Origin of the sequence: Sphaerisporangium sp. NBC_01403 (genome assembly GCF_045040145.1) — a bacterium.
GTDB lineage: Bacteria > Actinomycetota > Actinomycetes > Streptosporangiales > Streptosporangiaceae > Sphaerisporangium > Sphaerisporangium viridialbum.
In genome coordinates this window covers 6,241,792-6,258,420 of record NZ_CP109534.1, presented here as the reverse complement: position 1 = coordinate 6,258,420, position 16,629 = coordinate 6,241,792, and the positions used below count along the sequence as shown (strand labels likewise).

At 70.9% G+C, this 16,629-nt stretch carries 16 protein-coding genes and 1 pseudogene; 8 read left to right on the top strand and 9 right to left on the bottom strand.

Features of this window, described 5'->3' with window-relative positions:
* Positions 1-103: 103 nt before the first annotated feature.
* Positions 104-688 carry a carbonic anhydrase gene (locus OG589_RS27880; RefSeq protein WP_405140742.1) on the bottom strand — a complete coding sequence of 195 codons (585 nt, stop codon included), beginning with the start codon at positions 686-688 and terminating at the stop codon, positions 104-106.
* A 99-nt stretch (positions 689-787) separates the two neighbouring features.
* Positions 788-1,183 (bottom strand): hypothetical protein, encoded by a 396-nt coding sequence (locus tag OG589_RS27875; RefSeq protein WP_405140741.1) that lies wholly within the window; start codon positions 1,181-1,183, stop codon positions 788-790.
* A 226-nt stretch (positions 1,184-1,409) separates the two neighbouring features.
* Between OG589_RS27875 and OG589_RS27870 the strand changes: the two genes are divergently transcribed.
* Positions 1,410-2,636, top strand: a complete 1,227-nt coding sequence (locus tag OG589_RS27870; protein ID WP_405140740.1) for an esterase-like activity of phytase family protein — start codon at positions 1,410-1,412, stop codon at positions 2,634-2,636.
* 101 nt (positions 2,637-2,737) lie between these two features.
* Here OG589_RS27870 and OG589_RS27865 read toward each other — a convergent pair whose 3' ends face one another.
* Both OG589_RS27865 and OG589_RS27860 read right to left on the bottom strand, forming a co-directional pair.
* Entirely contained in the window at positions 2,738-4,966 is a 2,229-nt protein-coding gene (locus OG589_RS27865) for a sialidase family protein (protein WP_405140739.1), read from the bottom strand.
* A gap of 99 nt (positions 4,967-5,065) precedes the next feature.
* On the bottom strand, positions 5,066-6,190 hold the full coding sequence (locus OG589_RS27860) for a lytic polysaccharide monooxygenase (protein WP_405140738.1): 1,125 nt from the start codon (positions 6,188-6,190) through the stop codon (positions 5,066-5,068).
* Between the two features lie 388 nt (positions 6,191-6,578).
* Here OG589_RS27860 and OG589_RS27855 point away from each other — a divergent pair, with 388 nt between their 5' ends.
* Together OG589_RS27855 and asnB are read left to right on the top strand one after the other, a co-directional pair.
* On the top strand, positions 6,579-7,205 hold the full coding sequence (locus OG589_RS27855; RefSeq protein ID WP_405140737.1) for a uridine kinase: 627 nt from the start codon (positions 6,579-6,581) through the stop codon (positions 7,203-7,205).
* Between the two features lie 106 nt (positions 7,206-7,311).
* Positions 7,312-9,174, top strand: a complete 1,863-nt coding sequence (gene asnB / locus OG589_RS27850) for an asparagine synthase (glutamine-hydrolyzing) (protein ID WP_405140736.1) — start codon at positions 7,312-7,314, stop codon at positions 9,172-9,174.
* Positions 9,175-9,189: 15 nt separating this feature from the next.
* On the opposite strand, the gene OG589_RS27845 is transcribed toward asnB, so the two are convergent.
* The 3 genes from OG589_RS27845 to OG589_RS27835 all read right to left on the bottom strand — a co-directional run bounded on the left by OG589_RS27845 (position 9,190) and on the right by OG589_RS27835 (position 10,898).
* Positions 9,190-9,615 carry a hypothetical protein gene (locus OG589_RS27845; protein ID WP_405140735.1) on the bottom strand — a complete coding sequence of 142 codons (426 nt, stop codon included), beginning with the start codon at positions 9,613-9,615 and terminating at the stop codon, positions 9,190-9,192.
* A 72-nt stretch (positions 9,616-9,687) separates the two neighbouring features.
* Complete coding sequence (locus OG589_RS27840; protein WP_405140734.1) at positions 9,688-10,338, bottom strand: hemerythrin domain-containing protein; 651 nt, start codon at positions 10,336-10,338, stop codon at positions 9,688-9,690.
* Between the two features lie 101 nt (positions 10,339-10,439).
* Positions 10,440-10,898, bottom strand: a complete 459-nt coding sequence (locus OG589_RS27835) for a Fur family transcriptional regulator (RefSeq protein WP_405140733.1) — start codon at positions 10,896-10,898, stop codon at positions 10,440-10,442.
* Between the two features lie 202 nt (positions 10,899-11,100).
* Between OG589_RS27835 and OG589_RS27830 the strand changes: the two genes are divergently transcribed.
* Positions 11,101-11,580, top strand: coding sequence for a hypothetical protein (locus OG589_RS27830; RefSeq protein ID WP_405140732.1), 480 nt, complete (start codon positions 11,101-11,103; stop codon positions 11,578-11,580).
* A 91-nt stretch (positions 11,581-11,671) separates the two neighbouring features.
* Here the strand turns inward: OG589_RS27830 and OG589_RS27825 are convergent, their stop codons facing one another.
* Positions 11,672-12,307, bottom strand: a complete 636-nt coding sequence (locus tag OG589_RS27825) for a DUF6461 domain-containing protein (RefSeq protein WP_405140731.1) — start codon at positions 12,305-12,307, stop codon at positions 11,672-11,674.
* 257 nt (positions 12,308-12,564) lie between these two features.
* Here OG589_RS27825 and lysS point away from each other — a divergent pair, with 257 nt between their 5' ends.
* A complete protein-coding gene (gene lysS, locus OG589_RS27820; protein ID WP_405152141.1) occupies positions 12,565-14,283 on the top strand; it encodes a lysine--tRNA ligase in 1,719 nt (572 codons plus the stop codon).
* 108 nt (positions 14,284-14,391) lie between these two features.
* Here the strand turns inward: lysS and OG589_RS27815 are convergent.
* Positions 14,392-14,472 (bottom strand): annotated as a pseudogene (locus OG589_RS27815) (DUF397 domain-containing protein); the annotation flags it as partial.
* Positions 14,473-14,525: 53 nt separating this feature from the next.
* Between OG589_RS27815 and OG589_RS27810 the strand changes: the two are divergent.
* From OG589_RS27810 to OG589_RS27800, 3 genes are all read left to right on the top strand, one after another.
* Entirely contained in the window at positions 14,526-14,936 is a 411-nt protein-coding gene (locus tag OG589_RS27810; RefSeq protein WP_405140730.1) for a VOC family protein, read from the top strand.
* Between the two features lie 118 nt (positions 14,937-15,054).
* Positions 15,055-15,519, top strand: a complete 465-nt coding sequence (locus OG589_RS27805; protein ID WP_405140729.1) for a helix-turn-helix transcriptional regulator — start codon at positions 15,055-15,057, stop codon at positions 15,517-15,519.
* A 147-nt stretch (positions 15,520-15,666) separates the two neighbouring features.
* On the top strand, positions 15,667-16,473 hold the full coding sequence (locus OG589_RS27800; RefSeq protein WP_405140728.1) for an SAM-dependent methyltransferase: 807 nt from the start codon (positions 15,667-15,669) through the stop codon (positions 16,471-16,473).
* Positions 16,474-16,629: the final 156 nt, after the last annotated feature.

The window sequence follows — 16,629 nt, the reverse complement described above, 5'->3', positions numbered from 1 at the left end:
CGACTCCGCGAAAGCGCCGGACGACGCCGTGCCGTACCGGAGTCGGGCGGTACGGCACGGCGGGCGGGGGGAGGCGGTCAGCCGGTCATGATCGGGCGGGGGGTCACAGGGGCGTGAAAGCCCCGGTCTCCGGCTGGTAGTTGGACACCACGCCGGTGTGCACTTCGTAGAACCAGCCGTGCAGGCGCAGCCGCCCGCCGGCGAGGCGCCTGGCCACCCGGGGGTAGCGGCGCAGCTTGTCGAGCTGGGCGATCAGATGGGCGCGCCCGGGCTCCTCGTCCCCGGTCACCCGCGCCTCCCGCCACCGGTGGGTCTGGAGCAGCCACCAGCGGGTGGTCGGGGCCGAGCGGAGCGTCCAGGAGCGGACCCGGCCCTGGACGGCGCCGCAGTGGGTGTGGCCGCAGACGATCAGATCCTCCACGCCCAGGATGTTGACCGCGTACTCGATGGTGGCGGCCTCGGCCGTGAGCCGGCCGAGGCGGTAGGGCGGGATGACGTTCCCCGCGGTGCGCAGCTCGAACAGCTCCCCGGGCCGGGCCCCGGTGATCAGCGAGGGGATGACCTGCGCGTCGGAGCAGGTGATGAACATCGCCTGGGGCGAGGCGCCCTCCCTCAGGGTGGCCGCCTGTTCTCGGTCCCCGCGGACCCTCTTGTGGAAGGTGCGGGCATGGTCGATCAACGACTGCATGGAAGTGGACTCCTTCGTGCTGATGGCGGGCATGGAAGACCGGCCGGACGTGCGCGCGGCACGCCCGGTCCCCGCGTCGTACGCGGGAGAGCCCTCTGATCAGCAGCGGAAGATCGGCAGTCGTGGCCCCGACGCCCGCGTCCATCGCAGGGCGGAGGCGCCCGCGCCGTAGGGCTCCGCCGGAGAGGCCGCTCTGCCGAGGACTCTGCGCGGGTGCCCGTTGCGTGACGGAGGCTGGGGAGGCTTGACCCATCCGGCGGCGCAGGGATGCCCCGCCGGCTTCGGGCAGCCGTCGTGGTCGGTGTCCTCGGGGACCTGTGGCGGGGCGGTGTCCGGCGGTTGCCCGGCCGAGGGGGCCGTCGGCCCCGTCTGTGCGGCCAGCGGGCCGCCGAAGTGACCGCCGTGCGGAGCGATGCCGTGGACGAGCAGGATGACGGCCGCCACGGCCACGAAGGTGCGAAGAGCCGCCCGCACCCGAGATCGTCGCTCCGTCAACGCATCGCTCCACTACTTATAGCATGCAGTTGACTACTGATAGTAATCGAAGCGGTGTGTTCCGTACATCGGCCGTTTGGCAAAGATGCTGGTCACGCCGTTGGCCAGGTGCGAACCCCCTTATTCCACGGGATTCCGCGAGCACGGGCTTCCCGATCACGACACGGCACCTGCGGGCCATCCGGTGTTGTGCCGCCGGTCACGGGGCATCTCTAGCGTGACGGCCATGAAGAGAACCATGATCGGCCTGAGCGCCGCAGTCCTGGCGCTGAGCCTTTCCGCTCCGGCCTTCGCCGACCACGGGCACGACGGCCACGACGGCCGCCCCGGTCACGGCGACGGCAAGTTCGGCCGCGCGACGCTGACCGGCTTCGCGTCCCTGCCCGCCGAGACCTACGTTCCCGGCAGCGAGCCGTCGGGCTTCAAGCTCGGCACGGCCCCGGTCAACGGCATCACCGCGCCGTTCCCCGGCCAGCCCGTGCAGGGCTTCAGCGGTGTCCTCCGCCGTGGCGACGGCAGCTTCGACGTGCTGTCCGACAACGGGTACGGGAACAAGGCCAACAGCTCCGACTTCCTCCTGCGGATCCAGCGGCTCAAGCCCGACTTCCGGTCCGGCGCCGTCAAGGTCACGGGCGGCATCAACCTGAGCGACCCCGACCGCCGCGTCCCCTTCCCGCTGACCCGCCAGGACCGCACGCTCACGGGCTCCGACTTCGACGTCGAGTCGATCGTCGGGAGCTCCGACGGCACGTACTGGATCGGCGACGAGTTCGGCCCGTTCCTGCTGCACTTCTCCTCGACCGGCAAGCTGCTCGAAGCCCCGATCGCCCTTCCGGGGGTGCAGGCTCCCGAGAACCCGTACCTCAACGGCGCCCAGCCCAACCTGGGCGGCAGCAAGGGCTTCGAGGGCATGGCGCGCTCGGTCGACGGCCGCAAGCTCTACCCGATGCTCGAAGGCACCGTGGCGGGCGACCCCGCGGGCTCGCTCCGGATCAACGAGTTCGACGTGCGCAAGCGCTCCTACACCGGCCGCAAGTGGATCTACCAGCTCGAAGCGCCGGGCAACGCCATCGGTGACATGATCACGGTGGACGAGAACCGCTTCCTGGTCATCGAGCGGGACAACGAGCAGGGCGACGCCGCGAAGCTGAAGAAGATCTACCTGATCGACGTCCGCGACCGCGACCGCGACGGCAAGGTCGACAAGACCCAGGTGGCCGACCTCCTCGACCTGGCCAACCCCAAGCGCCTCGGCGGCTTCGGCACGACCTTCCGCTTCCCGTTCGTGACCATCGAGGACGTCGTCATCCTCGACGACTCGACGCTCGGCGTGCTGAACGACAACAACTTCCCCGGCTCCTCCGGCCGCACGCCCGGCAAGGCCGACAACAACGAGTTCATCACCGTACGGCTGTCGCGCTCCCTCGACGCCGACCCCCGCGCCACCCGCTGATTTCGCACTCCCCCGCCGGCTCGATCAGCCGGCGGGGGAGGTGGCGGTGACGCGGGTCCACTCGATGCGGGCTTCGGCCGCGTTGCCGCGCGAGGTACCCGTCACCCAGTGCATGACCTGCGGGTTCTCGCGACTGTTCTGCACCGCCCAGGTGCGCCCGTGTCGGCGCCGTCGCGGTGGAGCCGGGCCACCCCCGCGCTGTCGACCGTGACCTTCCAGGTCGACGGCGCCGGGGACGTGGCAGAGGAGTAGACCTTCTCCCACACCGAGGAGCCCTTCCTCATCGTCCAGACCCCGCTCTTCTGCACTGCCAGCATCAGCCGCACGTAACCGTTGGCGACCTTGGTCCCGAGGCTGACGCCCTCCCCGGTGGCGGGGTCCAGGGCGCTGTCGTCGTCCACCCGGCCCCGGAACTCCAGCGTGAAGTCGCAGCCCCTGGTGACGTCGAGCCCGATGGAGGCCTTCGACACCTTCTGGCCGGTGCTGCGCAGCCGCAGGGCGCCGCCGGTCACCTCGGCCGTGCCTCCCGAGGGGTCGAGGGTCCAGTCCCCGAACGCGTCCCACGTGCTGCTCGCCACGTCGTCGGCCACCTCGACCAGGTCGACCAGGGCCCCGGCGGGGGCGGCGGCGGTGCCCGAGCACCACACCGACACCTGCGGGGCCTCCCCGGAGGCGGCGACGACCCAGCGGGCCCCGGTCTCGGCGCCGTCGCGGTACAGGGCGGCGTTCCCCCTGGCGTCGACCGCCACCTGCCACAGGTGCGCGCCCGCGCCGCCCGCCGTCGCGTGCACGCGGCTCCACCCCGGCGTGCCCTGGACGAACGCGTACACGCCGTCGGGCTGGAGGCAGAGCATGAGCCTCCTGGCCCCCGTGGCGACCTTCAGCGCGAGGCCGGCGCCCGCCCCGGTGGCGGGGTCCAGCCGGGAGTACGAGGTGACCTCGGCCTTGATCGTCGCGACGAACCCGCTGGAGGGGCCGTACCGCTGGGTGACCCCGGAGAACCCCGCCCCGGTGGCCGAGGCGTTCGCCAGGCGCAGGCGGCCCGGCCCGTCGACCTCCACGGTGCCGCCGCCGCTCGCGACCGTCCAGGCGGCCAGGTCGCCCCACCCCGGGCCGACTCCGGTGAACGCCCCGGAGACGTCGAGCCGCGCCACCTTGATGTTGGTCTGGTTGTGCTCCCAGACGACGAAGAAGCGGCCGGGCTCGTACTCGTCCGCGCTGGCGTACACGTCCCAGCCCCGGGCCGCGCCCTTCGTCAGCCGCGCGCCGTCGGCGAAGAGCCGTCCCGGGCCCCAGGGGGCGTGCGGCCGCTTGACCTTGTAGCAGAGCACCTCGCGGTACTGGTCGGGCTTGTCCGCGCCCGCGCCGGTGAACGGACCGGCGAGCGTGTTGTAGATCGTGAGGTACTGGTCGTTCGCGTCCTTGGCGAAGAACCCTTTGACGTAATAATTCGGGATATTGGGGTCGAGGGTCATCGGGGACCAGGTGAGGCCCCCGTCCGTGCTGGTGGCGGTCGCGGCGTACGAGGCGTGGGTGCGGTAGAAGGCGTCCCTCGCGGCGGCCGAGGTGCCCCCCGTGAGGTTCAGCGTGCGCGCCACCATCAGCAGCGTGCCCGGATCGTCGTGCGAGACGACGAGCTGCGGCTCCTCGATGCCGATGCCGGGCGGGTTCGCGGCGAGCGCCCCCGAGGTCCAGGTCCTGAGGTCCGCCGAGCGCAGCACGCCCGCCCGGGTGGCGCCCCCGGCCTCCCGCCAGTACGGGATCAGCCAGGTCCCGTCGTGCCTGAGCGGCTTGCCCGCCACCACGACGCCCCTGCCGTTGGCGGGAACGTCCACGGAGATGGGGAAGTCGGCCCACGTGCGGCCGCCGTCGGCGCTCTTCTTCGCCACCATGGCCACCGGGAAGCCGTCCACCTCGCCCCGCGCGTCCCGGTCGGCGGACGTGGTGATCCTGCCGAGGAGCGCGTACAGCGTGCCGCCGTCGTTCAGGAAGATCACGTAGTGGTAGCGGTGGGTGGAGGTCGCCGCCGCCAGCGTGCCGGTCGTCCAGGTGGCGCCCCCGTCGGCCGACCTGGCGTACAGGATGGAGCCCTGGTCGGTCGGCGCCGGGTCGCGGGCGTCGCGCACCCCCGCCCGCCACGCGGCCACGACGTGCCGGGCGTCGAGCGCGACGACGTCGGGGACGCGGTTGCCCTCGTGCGCCAGCTCGCCGTGGGAGTCGGTCTCGACCGTCCGGTAGACGGTGACGGGGGCGCTGACCGCGGGCCCGACGACGTCGGCGTCCGGCCAGGAGGGCGCGCGGTTCCGGTCCGGGGGGACGGTCGGGCTCATGGATCACAGCGAACATGACCCGGCTCGCGCGGCGCAGGAACTCCACCGCGCTTTCACCTGGTGTTCACCGCTTCCCGCCGCCCCCTCACCGGGTTCCTCCTATGGGCTGGTGCAGGTGAGCGCCGGAGTCCCGGCCGTCCCCGACGCCACGTACCCGAAGGCGGTGGTGCCGTTACCCGCGATGGTGCGGTTGTAGTCGGCGTTCTTGACCGTGATGGCCGATCCGCTGACGGTGTACGTGCCGTTCCACAGGCTGTTGATCGTCGTGCCGCTCGGCAGGGTCCACTTGACCGTCCAGCCGTTGATCGAGGCGCTGCCGGTGTTCTTCACCGTCACCTCGCCCTGGTAGCCGCCGGACCACGAGCCCGTGGTCGCGAAGGTGGCCGAGCAGCCCGGCGTGCCGTTGCCGCCGGTGGGGGTCGGGGTGGGAGTGGGGGTCACCGTGGGGGTGGGCGTGGGGGTCGGGGTCACCGTCGGGGTGGGGGTGGGAGTCGGGCTGGGCCCTCCGCCGCCCGGGCCGATGCCGGTGACCTGCCCGCTGCCGCCGTCGAAGACCACGTCCGAGCAGCCGTAGAAGGTCTCCTGGCTGTCCGAGCGCTGCCACACCGAGTAGATGATGTGCCGCCCGCTCTTGCCGGACGGGAGCGTCGCGTTCCAGTAGTAGTAGGAGTCCGCGTTGCCGGGCGATCCCACGCTCGGCGGGTCGGGGGCGGTGTAGAACGGTGTGGCCTCCAGGTCGCTCCAAGCCAGCGGGCGGGTGGGGCTCCAGCTGTCCTTGGTGATGTAGGTGCGGAAGGACCCCGGGTGCGCGGCCCACTTGTTGTACCGGAACTGGATGTTGGCCCCGGCGGTCAGGTGGGTCACCGGCCAGTCGTTGCGGGCGAGGTCGAAGCCGTTGAAGTCGTACACCACCGCGCCGCCGCTGCACAGCTTGCCGTCGGGGATGAAGCCGCTCATGCGTCCCGCGCCGTCGGAGCGCAGCACGGCGAACCAGTTGTACAGGGAGTTCGGACCGCTCTGCGCGACCGCCGCCGCGCAGGCCGGGTTGTTGGGCACGATGGCGCCGTTGGGGGTCAGCCCGTCCTTCCAGCAGAGGTAGGTGCGGCTGCCGGGCATCATCATCGCCCCGTGCGCCGACGCCGTGCCGGGGAACAACGCGACCACCAGCAGGGTCGCTATGGCCGCGGCGGCGCCGGCGAGCGTGATCTTTCGTCGCTTTCTCATGGAACACCTTTCGAGGGGTTACGACGTAGGCCCCCGGCGCACGCCTGTGACGTCCATGGCGGCAGCATGTCCGGCACGCTCGAGCACGTCACGGACATCAAGCACGTCAAAGAGTCACCGAGGACCTGGTGAAGTAACCGGTCGTCACCGTGGGGCGAACAAGCCGTCGACTACCGACCAGCGATGCGAAAGCGCTCACGCGTAACGAACTGTAGGCGGCCGCCGCTGGGGTGGGAATCGGCCCGGGACGCGGCCGGCCGCGCTCTCGGGGCCCCGGCGCTCCCGTCGCAGCTAGCGGCCATGATCCGCGCCGGACCGTGCCGTAAGCCGGATGAAACAGGATGAAATTTTCGCGAGACCCGGCTCGGAGATCGGTCAGGATGGTGGAGTGGACGTACGCCCCATCTCACCCTCGGCGCTCGTCGAGGAACTCGCCGATCGCATAGCCGGAGCCCCGGCGGACACCTGGGTGCGGGTCGCGCTGGACGGTGCTCCGGCGGCACGCCCGGGGGAGCTGGCAGGAGCGCTGGTCGCCCCGCTGCGCGTCCGCGGCCGCGAGGTCCTCCGCGTCTCCGCGGCCGACTTCCTGCGCCCGGCGTCGCTCCGCTTCGAGTACGGCCGCACCGATCCCGACGCGTTCTACGACGACTGGCTCGACCACGGCGCCCTGTCGCGCGAGGTGCTGAACCCCCTCGAACCCGGCGGCTCGGGCAAGGTGCTGCCCACGCTCTGGGACACCACGATCGACCGCGCCACGCGGGCGTCCTACGTGACCATGCCGCGCGGCGGGGTGCTGCTCGTGGACGGAGCCCTGCTGCTCGGCCGGTGGCTGCCGTTCGACGTGACCGTGCACCTGTGGCTCTCGCCCGGCGCGCTCGCCCGGCGCACGGCCGAGGACCAGCGGTGGACCCTGCCGGCCTACGCGAGGTACGAGGCCGAGGCCGAGCCGCTGGAGACCGCCGACGTGGTGGTCCGCCTCGATGATCCCCGGCATCCCGCGATCGTCACTTGTTAGCCGGATGGGCAGGGTTGCGGGGGGCCGGGGCCGGGCATACAGGGGGCCAGGCGACGGTTTGACCAGGTAAAACGTGCCTTTTCCGACGAGACGTGGGGTCGTCGAGATGTGCGGAATCTGTGGGTGGGTGGACTTCGAGAGCGATCTCCGGGAGTCACGGAACACGCTGCGGGACATGACGGAGACCATGGCCTGCCGGGGGCCGGACGACGAGGGGACGTGGGTCTCTCCGCACGGGGCGCTGGGGCACCGGCGGCTCGCGATCATCGACATCGAGGGCGGGCGCCAGCCCATGATCGCCGAGGAGGACGGCGAGGTGCTCGCCGTCCTGACCTACAGCGGCGAGGTGTACAACTTCCAGGAGCTGCGCGACGAGCTCGCCGCGCGCGGTCACCGGTTCCGCACCCGCAGCGACACCGAGGTCGTCCTGCACGCCTATCTCGAATGGGGGGCCGATCTCGGCAGCCGCCTGAACGGCATGTACGCCTTCGGCATCTGGGACGTGCGCAAGGACGAGCTGGTGCTCGTGCGCGACCGGCTCGGGATCAAGCCGCTCTACTACTACCCGACCTCGGCGGGCGTGCTGTTCGGCTCCGAGCCCAAGGCGATCCTCGCCAACCCGCTGTCCCGGCCGCCCGTGGTCGACGCCGATGGGCTCAGGGAGCTGCTCGCCTTCGTCAAGACCCCGGAATGCGCGATCTACCAGGGAATGTACGAGGTGCGCCCGGGCAGCGTCGTCACGGTGAGCCGGGACGGAGTGGCCAAGGACCGCTACTGGCGGCTGGAGGCCCGCGAGCACACCGACGACCTGCAGACCACCGTCCACACCATTCGCGGGCTGCTGGACGACATCATCGAACGCCAGCTGATCTCCGACGTCCCGCTGTGCACGCTGCTGTCCGGTGGCCTGGACTCCAGTGCTGTCACCGCGCTCGCCGCGAAGGCCCTGCGAGCCCACGGCCAGGGCAAGCTCCGCTCGTTCTCGGTCGACTTCGTCGGCTACACCGAGAACTTCAGCCCCGACGAGATGCGCGACACCCCCGACACGCCGTACGTCCACGACCTGGTCCGGCACCTGGAGGACCTCGGCGTCGAGCACACCGACATCGTCCTCAACTCCGGCGAGCTCATGGACCCGAAGGTACGGGCCGCCGTGCTGCGGGCCCGCGATCTCCCCATGGGCATCGGCGACATGGACACCTCGCTCTACCTGCTGTTCAAGGCGATCAGGGCCTATTCGACGGTCGCGCTCTCGGGCGAGTCGGCCGACGAGGTCTTCGGCGGCTACCGCTGGTTCCACGACCCGAAGGCCGTCAACTCCGGCACGTTCCCGTGGCTGGCGGCCGAGGGGGGCGCGCGGTTCACCGCCCTGGAGGAGGTGCTCGCCCCCGAGCTGGTGCGCAAACTCGACATCCCCGGCTACCGCGCCCAGCGCTACCGCCAGGCGCTCGACGAGGTGCCCAGGCTGCCGGGGGAGAGCGGGCTGCAGGAACGCATGCGGGAGATCAGCTACCTGCACCTGTCGCGGTTCGTGCAGATCCTGCTCGACCGCAAGGACAGGATGAGCATGGCCGTGGGCCTGGAGGTGCGCGTCCCGTTCTGCGACCACCGGCTGGTGGAGTACGTCTTCAACACCCCCTGGTCGATGAAGACCTTCGACGGGCACGAGAAGAGCCTGCTCCGCGCCGCCGTGGCCGACGTGCTGCCGCGTTCCGTCCTGGAGCGCCGCAAGAGCCCGTACCCCTCGACGCAGGACCCCGCCTACGAGAAGGCCCTGCGGGAGGAGGCGGCCCGCCTGCTTGAGAGCGGGCGCCTGGTAGCGGAGCCGATGGTCGACGTCGCCAAGGTCAGGGCCATGCTGGAGCAGCCGCAGGGCACGGTCAGCCGCCACGACGTGCGGGCCGCGCTGGAGGGCCTCCTGCAGTTCAACGCCTGGCTGGAGCGCTACCAGGTGCGGATCACCGTGTGACGGCGGCGGCCGGGGTCAGCGGCTCACGCGATCGAGGCCGTCGGCGATGCCCCGCCTGAGCATGTCGCCGTAGGGCCCCCTCGGGAGGTCGCCGGCGTGGTCGGCCGCCAGGCGGAAGTAGCGCGCGGCCTCGGCCTGGTCGCCGAGGAGCTCGTGCGAGGCCCCCATGTTGAGGTAGAGCGAGGGGTAGAACTCAAGGACCCGCTCGTCGGCCGTGGCGTTCGCGTGGTGCAGCGAGACGGCGTTCCACAGGAGGGTCTCCTCCGGGGAGTCCTGCTGCCGGGCGACGTAGTGCGCGGCCACGCAGGCGTCGAAGTCGTCGGCCCGCTCGGCCCACGCCTGGTCGAACAGCCGGCGGGCGTCCTCCGGCCTGCCCTCGGACTCGGCCCGCATGCCGTCGGCGCACAGCCTGACGACCGCATTGTCGAGATCGAGATTCACGGCTACCTCCCCTTGTCTGCGTCCTCAGCAGCCTAAGCCGTGGCTCCGACAATGTTCAGCCCACTGGGTGGCTCACCTGAACACCTGGGCCGCGCGGTGCTCGTACGCGCTCCGCCAGGAGAGCCGGTAGAGCAGCCGCAGGACGAAGGGCGCGGTCCTGAAGATGTGCTCGCGAGCCCCGTGGTCCGCCGCGTCGATGGTCCAGGCGACCATCATCGGCAGGTCCCGGCCGTGGCCTCTGGCGGCCACCTTGCTCACCTTCTCCCACCACGCCGCGCTCACGTGCTCGGTGATCAGCGGCACGACCTCCGACTCCTCCAGGTCGAGGTGCGTCTTCAGCATGCCGTGGAACCGGCGGAGGTCGTCGGCCTGCTCCCGGGCGGGCCTGCCGGTGACCGTCAGCCGCTCGACCAGCGCGTCCAACTCCTGGTGGTCGGCCTCCAGCCGGTCGAGGACGGGACCGGCCTCGGGTACGAGCCCACGGAGCACCGGCCAGATGTCCTCGTTCTCGCGGGTGTGATGGTGGTGCAGGCCGCGCAGCATCAACGCCGTGTGCTCGTCGATCAGGGCACGCCTGAGCGTGTCACCAGGGGGGCACCTGTCGACGGCGTCGGCCAGGCGCAGGAAGTCGCGGCGCAGGCCGGCGTGGAAGGCCAGGACCGTGACGAGGTCGGGGGCGGGTTCGCCCGCTCGGCGCCGGGAGGCGTGGGCAGCGGTTGTCATGCCCTACACCATGCGGTCCGCGACTTCACGGCGACTTAACGCGTACTTGGAAGCCACTCCCGCGAGGCCTTAAGGCCGCACGCCCGGAGAGCTCGCGCGGGTCAGGGAGAGGGGCTGCCGGTGGCGCAGCCGGGGCACACGCCGAAGATCTCCACGGTGTGGTCGACGTCGACGAAGCCCGCCTCGGCCGCCACGCGGTCGGCCCAGCGCTCGACGGCCTTGCCCTCGACCTCGACGCTGCGCCCGCACGAGCGGCAGGTCACGTGGTGGTGGTGGCCGCCGGTCGCGCAGCGGCGGTAGAGCGTCTCGCCGCTCTCGTCGCGGATGGCGTCGACGACCTCGTCCTCGCTGAGGACCTGCAGGTGACGGTAGACCGTGGTCAGGCCGACACGCTCACCCCGGCGGCGCAGCTCGGCGTGGATCTCCTGGGCGCTGTGGAACCCCGAGAGCTTGCCGAGGACCGACACCAGCGCCTCGGCCTGCCGGGTGCCCCTGACCCGGGTGCCCCGAGTCGGGGGCCGATCGAGCTGTGGCGCGGGTTGGGTCGATTGCGACGTCATGCTGAGCCCTCCCACCCGTCGTCCGCGTGCATCCGCGTACGGCCTCCGTCGCTGTGAACACTACCAACCGGCCCGGTCTTCCCATCGCTTACGAAGCGCGGGGGGTTCGCGCGGCAGAGGGAACCCGTCCAGAGTTGATTACTGGGGGGAGGAGGGGCCGTGGCATGCTGGCCTGCCGAGCCCGACGAAGGAGCCGATGAGCGTGTCCTGGCGTCATTTGCCCAAGCCCGCGCGGGTCATCGCCGAGACGGCCGCCGGCGCCGTGGCGGCGGCGCGGTCGCGCGACCTTGCGGTGTTCCAGCGGGAGGCGGCACGGCTCGGCGCGCTCGACTCCGAGCACGTCGGCCTCGTGCTCGGCGCCGTGGTGCGTGCCTCGTTGGAGGAGCTGCATCCCGACGGGCTCACCGCCGACGACGTTCAGGCGATGGTCGGACGCTGCGTGCGGTCGGCCGCGGCCTGGTTCCCCGACGTCGACCCGCACGTGCTGGTGATGCTGGTCGCCGGGGCCCTCGGCCTGCACCAGCACGAGACCGAGTCCCTCAGGCTCGACGCGATGGACGTCGCCCGGCACGCGCCGCTGCTCGTCGCCGACCTGCTGGCGCTCTCCGGCCGCCCGCTGGACGCCTGCCTCGCGGCCGCCTTCGGCGACATCCAGCGGACCCGGGCGGCCGAGACGCCGTAGCGGCGGGGCCGTACACGCGGGCGCTTGGTACAGGTGCGCGGCGGGGTCCTGAACGCGGGTGCTCACTACAAGGCGCGCGGCGGACCGGCGCTCAGTACAGGTGTGCGGCGGAGCCCACGAGCGCCGGCCTGGCGAGGTGGGCCGCCGTCACCCGCACGCCGGTGGCCCGCTCCGCGAGGGCCACCGCGGCGATGACGGGGTCGTCGGCGCCCGCGTCCGTGCTCTCGTCGCTCTCGTCGTGCCCGTCGTTCCTGCCGTCGTCGTCTTGTTGGTCGTGGAGCTCGTCTTCGCCGGTGGGCATGCCCAGCTCGCGCATGTGCGCGAGGAGCCGGTCGGGGTGGCGGCCCCAGCGCAGGTAGGGGGCGTCCGGCTCGAATCCGGTGACCAACTGGCCGTCGGCGGCGTAGACGAACTGCGGGTCGAGGCCTCGGTGCACGGCCGCCGTCACCGTGCCCTCCGAGAGGCGTCGTGTCACCTCCGCCAGCGTCCCCGCGTACCCGCCGGTTTCGACCAGGACGGTGCCGCCGATCGCGGCGCAGGCGGCGATGGGGCGGTCGAGGGAGGGTCCGAAGGGATCCCCCGCCCGTTCGGCGGGGGTGACGCCGATCCGGCGGAACGCCTCCTCGGGGGACAGGTCGTGGACGAAGGTGACGCAGAACCCGGAGTCGCCTGAATAGCCGTCGTAATCGCCTAACCAGGCGTAGTCCGCCGCGGTCGCACCGCTCATCGCTCGATCCCTTCTGACGGCGCTCGAAGGCATCATGATCTTGTCAAAGGCGACCGACATTATGGGCGTCCGCGGCGATCTACCGGGCTTCACTTTTCGGGAAATGTCGTGTGATGTCCGGCTGCGCGGAAGATGGTAGGCATCGGGCTTCTGGTTCGCCCGCACCGGCCGGCTGGGGACGGTTGCACGGGCCACTTCGGCGGTCCGGGAGAATGGAGGCGTCAGGCTTTCCTAGGAAGGATGTGCCCATCGTGGCTATGAGCGCTGAGGCCGACTGGGTCTCACGGTTCGCGGACGAGGTCATTGCCGAGGCGGAGCGCCGCGCCCCGGGCAAACCCATCGTCTGCGCCTCGGGCCTCAGCCCCTCTGGCCCCATCCACCTCGGCAACCTTCGCGAGGTCATGACGCCCCACCTGGTCGCCGACGAGATCAGGCGGCGGGGCCACGAGGTCGTCCACATCATCTCCTGGGACGACTACGACCGGTTCCGCAAGGTCCCCGTGGGCATCGACTCGTCCTGGTCCGAGCACATCGGCAAGCCGCTGAGCTCCGTGCCCGCGCCCCCCGGCAGCGCTTATCCCAACTGGGCCGAGCACTTCAAGGCGCCGATGATCGCGGCGCTGGCCGAGATGGGCGTCGAGTTCCGCGGCATCGACCAGACCGCGCAGTACACCTCCGGCGCCTACCGCGAGCAGATCCTGTTCGCCATGCGCGAGCGCGAGCGCATCGACGCGATCCTCGACCGCTACCGCACCAAGGACAAGCCGGCCGCGGCCAAGAAGTCCCAGCAGAAGCTCGACGAGGCCGACGCCGCCGCCGCGGAGGCGGCGGCCGAGGGCTCTGGGGCCGCTGAGGAGGATGACGGCAAGGCCGCGGCGGGTTACTTCCCGTACAAGCCCTACTGCTCGGTCTGCGAGCGCGACCTCACCACCGTCACCGCGTACGACGACGTCACCACCGAGCTGTCCTACACCTGCGTCTGCGGCCACGCCGAAACCGTGCTGCTGTCGGAGCACAACCGAGGCAAGCTCGTGTGGAAGGTCGACTGGCCGATGCGCTGGGCGTACGAGGGCGTCGTCTTCGAGCCCTCGGGCGTCGACCACAGCTCGCCGGGGTCGTCGTTCGTGGTCGGCGGGCAGATCGTCAAGGAGGTCTTCGGCGGAGATCAGCCGATCGGGCCGATGTACGCCTTCGTCGGCATCAGCGGCATGGCCAAGATGAGCAGCTCCAAGGGCGGCGTGCCCACCCCGGCCGACGCCCTTGAGATCATGGAGGCCCCGCTGCTGCGCTGGCTGTACGCGCGGCGCAAGCCGAACCAGTCGTTCAAGATCGCCTTCGACCAGGAGATCCAGCGGCTGTACGACGAGTGGGACGCCCTGGAGCGCAAGATCAATGACGGCACTGCGCTGCCCGCCGACGTGGCCGCGTACAGCCGCGCCACCGGCACCGCCGCCGGGCCGCTACCGGCCACGCCGAGGCCGCTGCCCTACCGCACGCTGGCCTCGATCGTCGACATCACCACCGGCCACAGCGAGCAGACCCTGCGCATCCTGCGCGACCTCGACCCCGAGCACCCCATCACCTCCCTGGACGAGACCCGGCCCCGGCTCGACCGCGCGGAGCGGTGGATCACCACCCAGGTCCCGGCCGAGCAGCGCACCCGCGTGCGCGACGAGCCCGACAGTGGGCTGCTCGCCTCCCTCGGCGACACCGAGCGCGAGTCGCTCGGGCTGCTGCTCGACGGGCTCGACGAGCACTGGTCGCTCGACGGGCTCACCACGCTCGTGTACGGCGTGCCGAAGGTCCAGGCGGGTCTGGCCCCCGACGCCAAGCCCACCCCGGAGCTCAAGGTCGCGCAGCGCGAGTTCTTCGCCCTGCTCTACAAGCTGCTGGTCGGCCGTGACACCGGGCCGCGTCTGCCCACGCTCCTGCTCGCCGTCGGCACCGACCGCGTACGCAAACTGCTGGGCGGCTGATCCGGCCTGTACGAGAGATCTGTGTTCTTGCCGTGAACGCGAGAGAGCCCTCGTCGTAGCGAGGGCTCTCGGGTCTGACGTCTGGCCAGGTTGCCGGCCGGCAGGGGCTCAGGCGTCGAATTCGCCGATCTTGACGCCGCTCAGAAACGCCGACCACTCGCCAGGGGTGAAGATCAGCGCTGGGCCGGACCGATCAGGATTCGAGAAGCACCGGTCACCGAGCCGCGGATAACGTGACGGCCATGGACATCACCATTCACACAAGCTCCCTCCCGCATGACGACCCGGACGCCTCCCTGGCCTTCTACCGCGACATCCTCGGCTTCGAGGTACGCAGCGACGTCGGACACGGCAAGATGCGCTGGATCACGGTCGGCCCAGTCGACCAGCCCGGCACGTCCATCCTCCTGGCGCCGCCGGCCGCCGATCCCGGCATCACCGAGGACGAGCGCCACACCATCATCGAGATGATGGCCAAGGGCACCTACGGCTGGATCCTGCTGGCCACCCGGGACCTCGACGGCACCTTCGAGAAGCTGCAGGCGGGCGACGCCGAGGTCGTCCAGGAGCCGACGGAGCAGCCGTACGGCATCCGCGACTGCGCCTTCCGCGATCCCGCGGGCAACCTGGTCCGCATCCAGGAGCTTCGCTGAGCCGTCCAGTGATCGATTTGGCCCCCCGCCGACCTCGCCGCCGCCGGCTCCACCCTCACCGGCGAGCACCTCGCCATGTAGCCCAGGTGCTCGCGCACATCGATGAAGGAGTTCTCTCATGTGTCATCCCGCATGGGGGCGCGCACTTACTGCGAAACAGCGCCTGAACGACCTCGCGCGGCTGCGGCGCGTCCGCGATCGGATCGACCGGGAGTACGCGCAGCCGCTGGACGTCGAGGCGCTGGCGCGCGGGGTGAACATGTCGGCCGGGCATCTCAGCCGCCAGTTCCGGCTCGCGTACGGTGAGTCGCCGTACGCCTATCTGATGACGCGGCGTATCGAGCGGGCGATGGCGCTGCTGCGTCGTGGCGATCTCAGCGTCACCGAGGTCTGCTTCGCGGTCGGCTGCTCGTCGCTGGGCACCTTCAGCACCCGCTTCACCGAACTGGCCGGCATGCCGCCCAGCGCCTACCGGCGCCGCGCGGCGGGCGCTGCGGCGGGGCTGCCGTCGTGCGTGGCCAAACAGGTGACGAGACCGGTCAGGAATCGACAAGTGCCGGTCACCGAGCCGCAACCAGCGTGACGGCCATGACTCGCGGACGTGGCCGCGGGCAGGCGGTTCTACGTTGACCGCGGCCTGGTCGTGACGAAGAGCTTTGGCCGCAAGATCTGAAAAACGCCGGAGATCGCTTACCATCCTGGATGTACGGGGAAGCGGGCGAGGAGCGGCGTGAGCGAGTTCGAGACACCATCTGGCGTAGATCCCTTCACGCCCAGCGTCGCGCGGATCTACGACTACTACCTCGGAGGCAAGGACAACTTCGCCTCCGACCGCGAAGCGGCCGAGAAGATCATCGAGCTCCTCCCGAACGTGCGCGACGTCGCGCGGGAGAACCGTGAGTTCCTGGTCCGCACGGTGACCTATCTCACCGAGCTGGGCGTGCGGCAGTTCCTCGACATCGGGGCGGGGCTGCCGACCCAGCGCAACGTCCACCAGGTCGCGCAGGAGCTGGCGCCGGAGTCCCGGATCGTCTATGTCGACAACGACCCCATCGTGCTCACCCACGCCCGGGCGCTGCTCGCCGAGAACGACCGTGTGATGGTCGTCGGCGCCGACATGCGCGGCGCGCAGGCGCTTCTGGACCATCCCGACGTCCGGGCCCATCTCGACTTCTCCCGGCCCGTGGCGATCCTCATGCTGGGCGTCCTGCACTTCATCCCGGACGACGACGAGGCCATGAAGATCGTCGCGACGTTCCGGTCGGCGCTCGGGCCGGGCGGCCACCTGGTCATCTCGCACGGCTCCATCGGCGACCTGAGCGAGGACAAGGGCGCCGAGGGGCATAAGGTCTTCAGCCGCACCTCCGCCCCCGGGGTCACTTCGCGGTCGCCCGCGCAGGTGCTGGCGTTCTTCGAGGGGCTCGACCTGGTGGACCCCGGGGTCGTCCCCCTGCGCGACTGGCGGCCCGAGGTGGGCTTCTCGATTGTCAAGGAGGGGGAGGCGGGCGCCGTCGGCGGCGTCGGCAGGCTCCCCTGACCCGACCTCTCCCACGCGTGCGAAAGGGCCCCGGCTGGACGCCGGGGCCCTTTCGCGTGTCCGGGTCGCCGACAGGCCTAGACGATGTCTTTGCAGGTGAGAGGCTTAGGTAAAGAATAACTTCATGCTAGTGTGTGCGGAAGAAAAAAATTGACC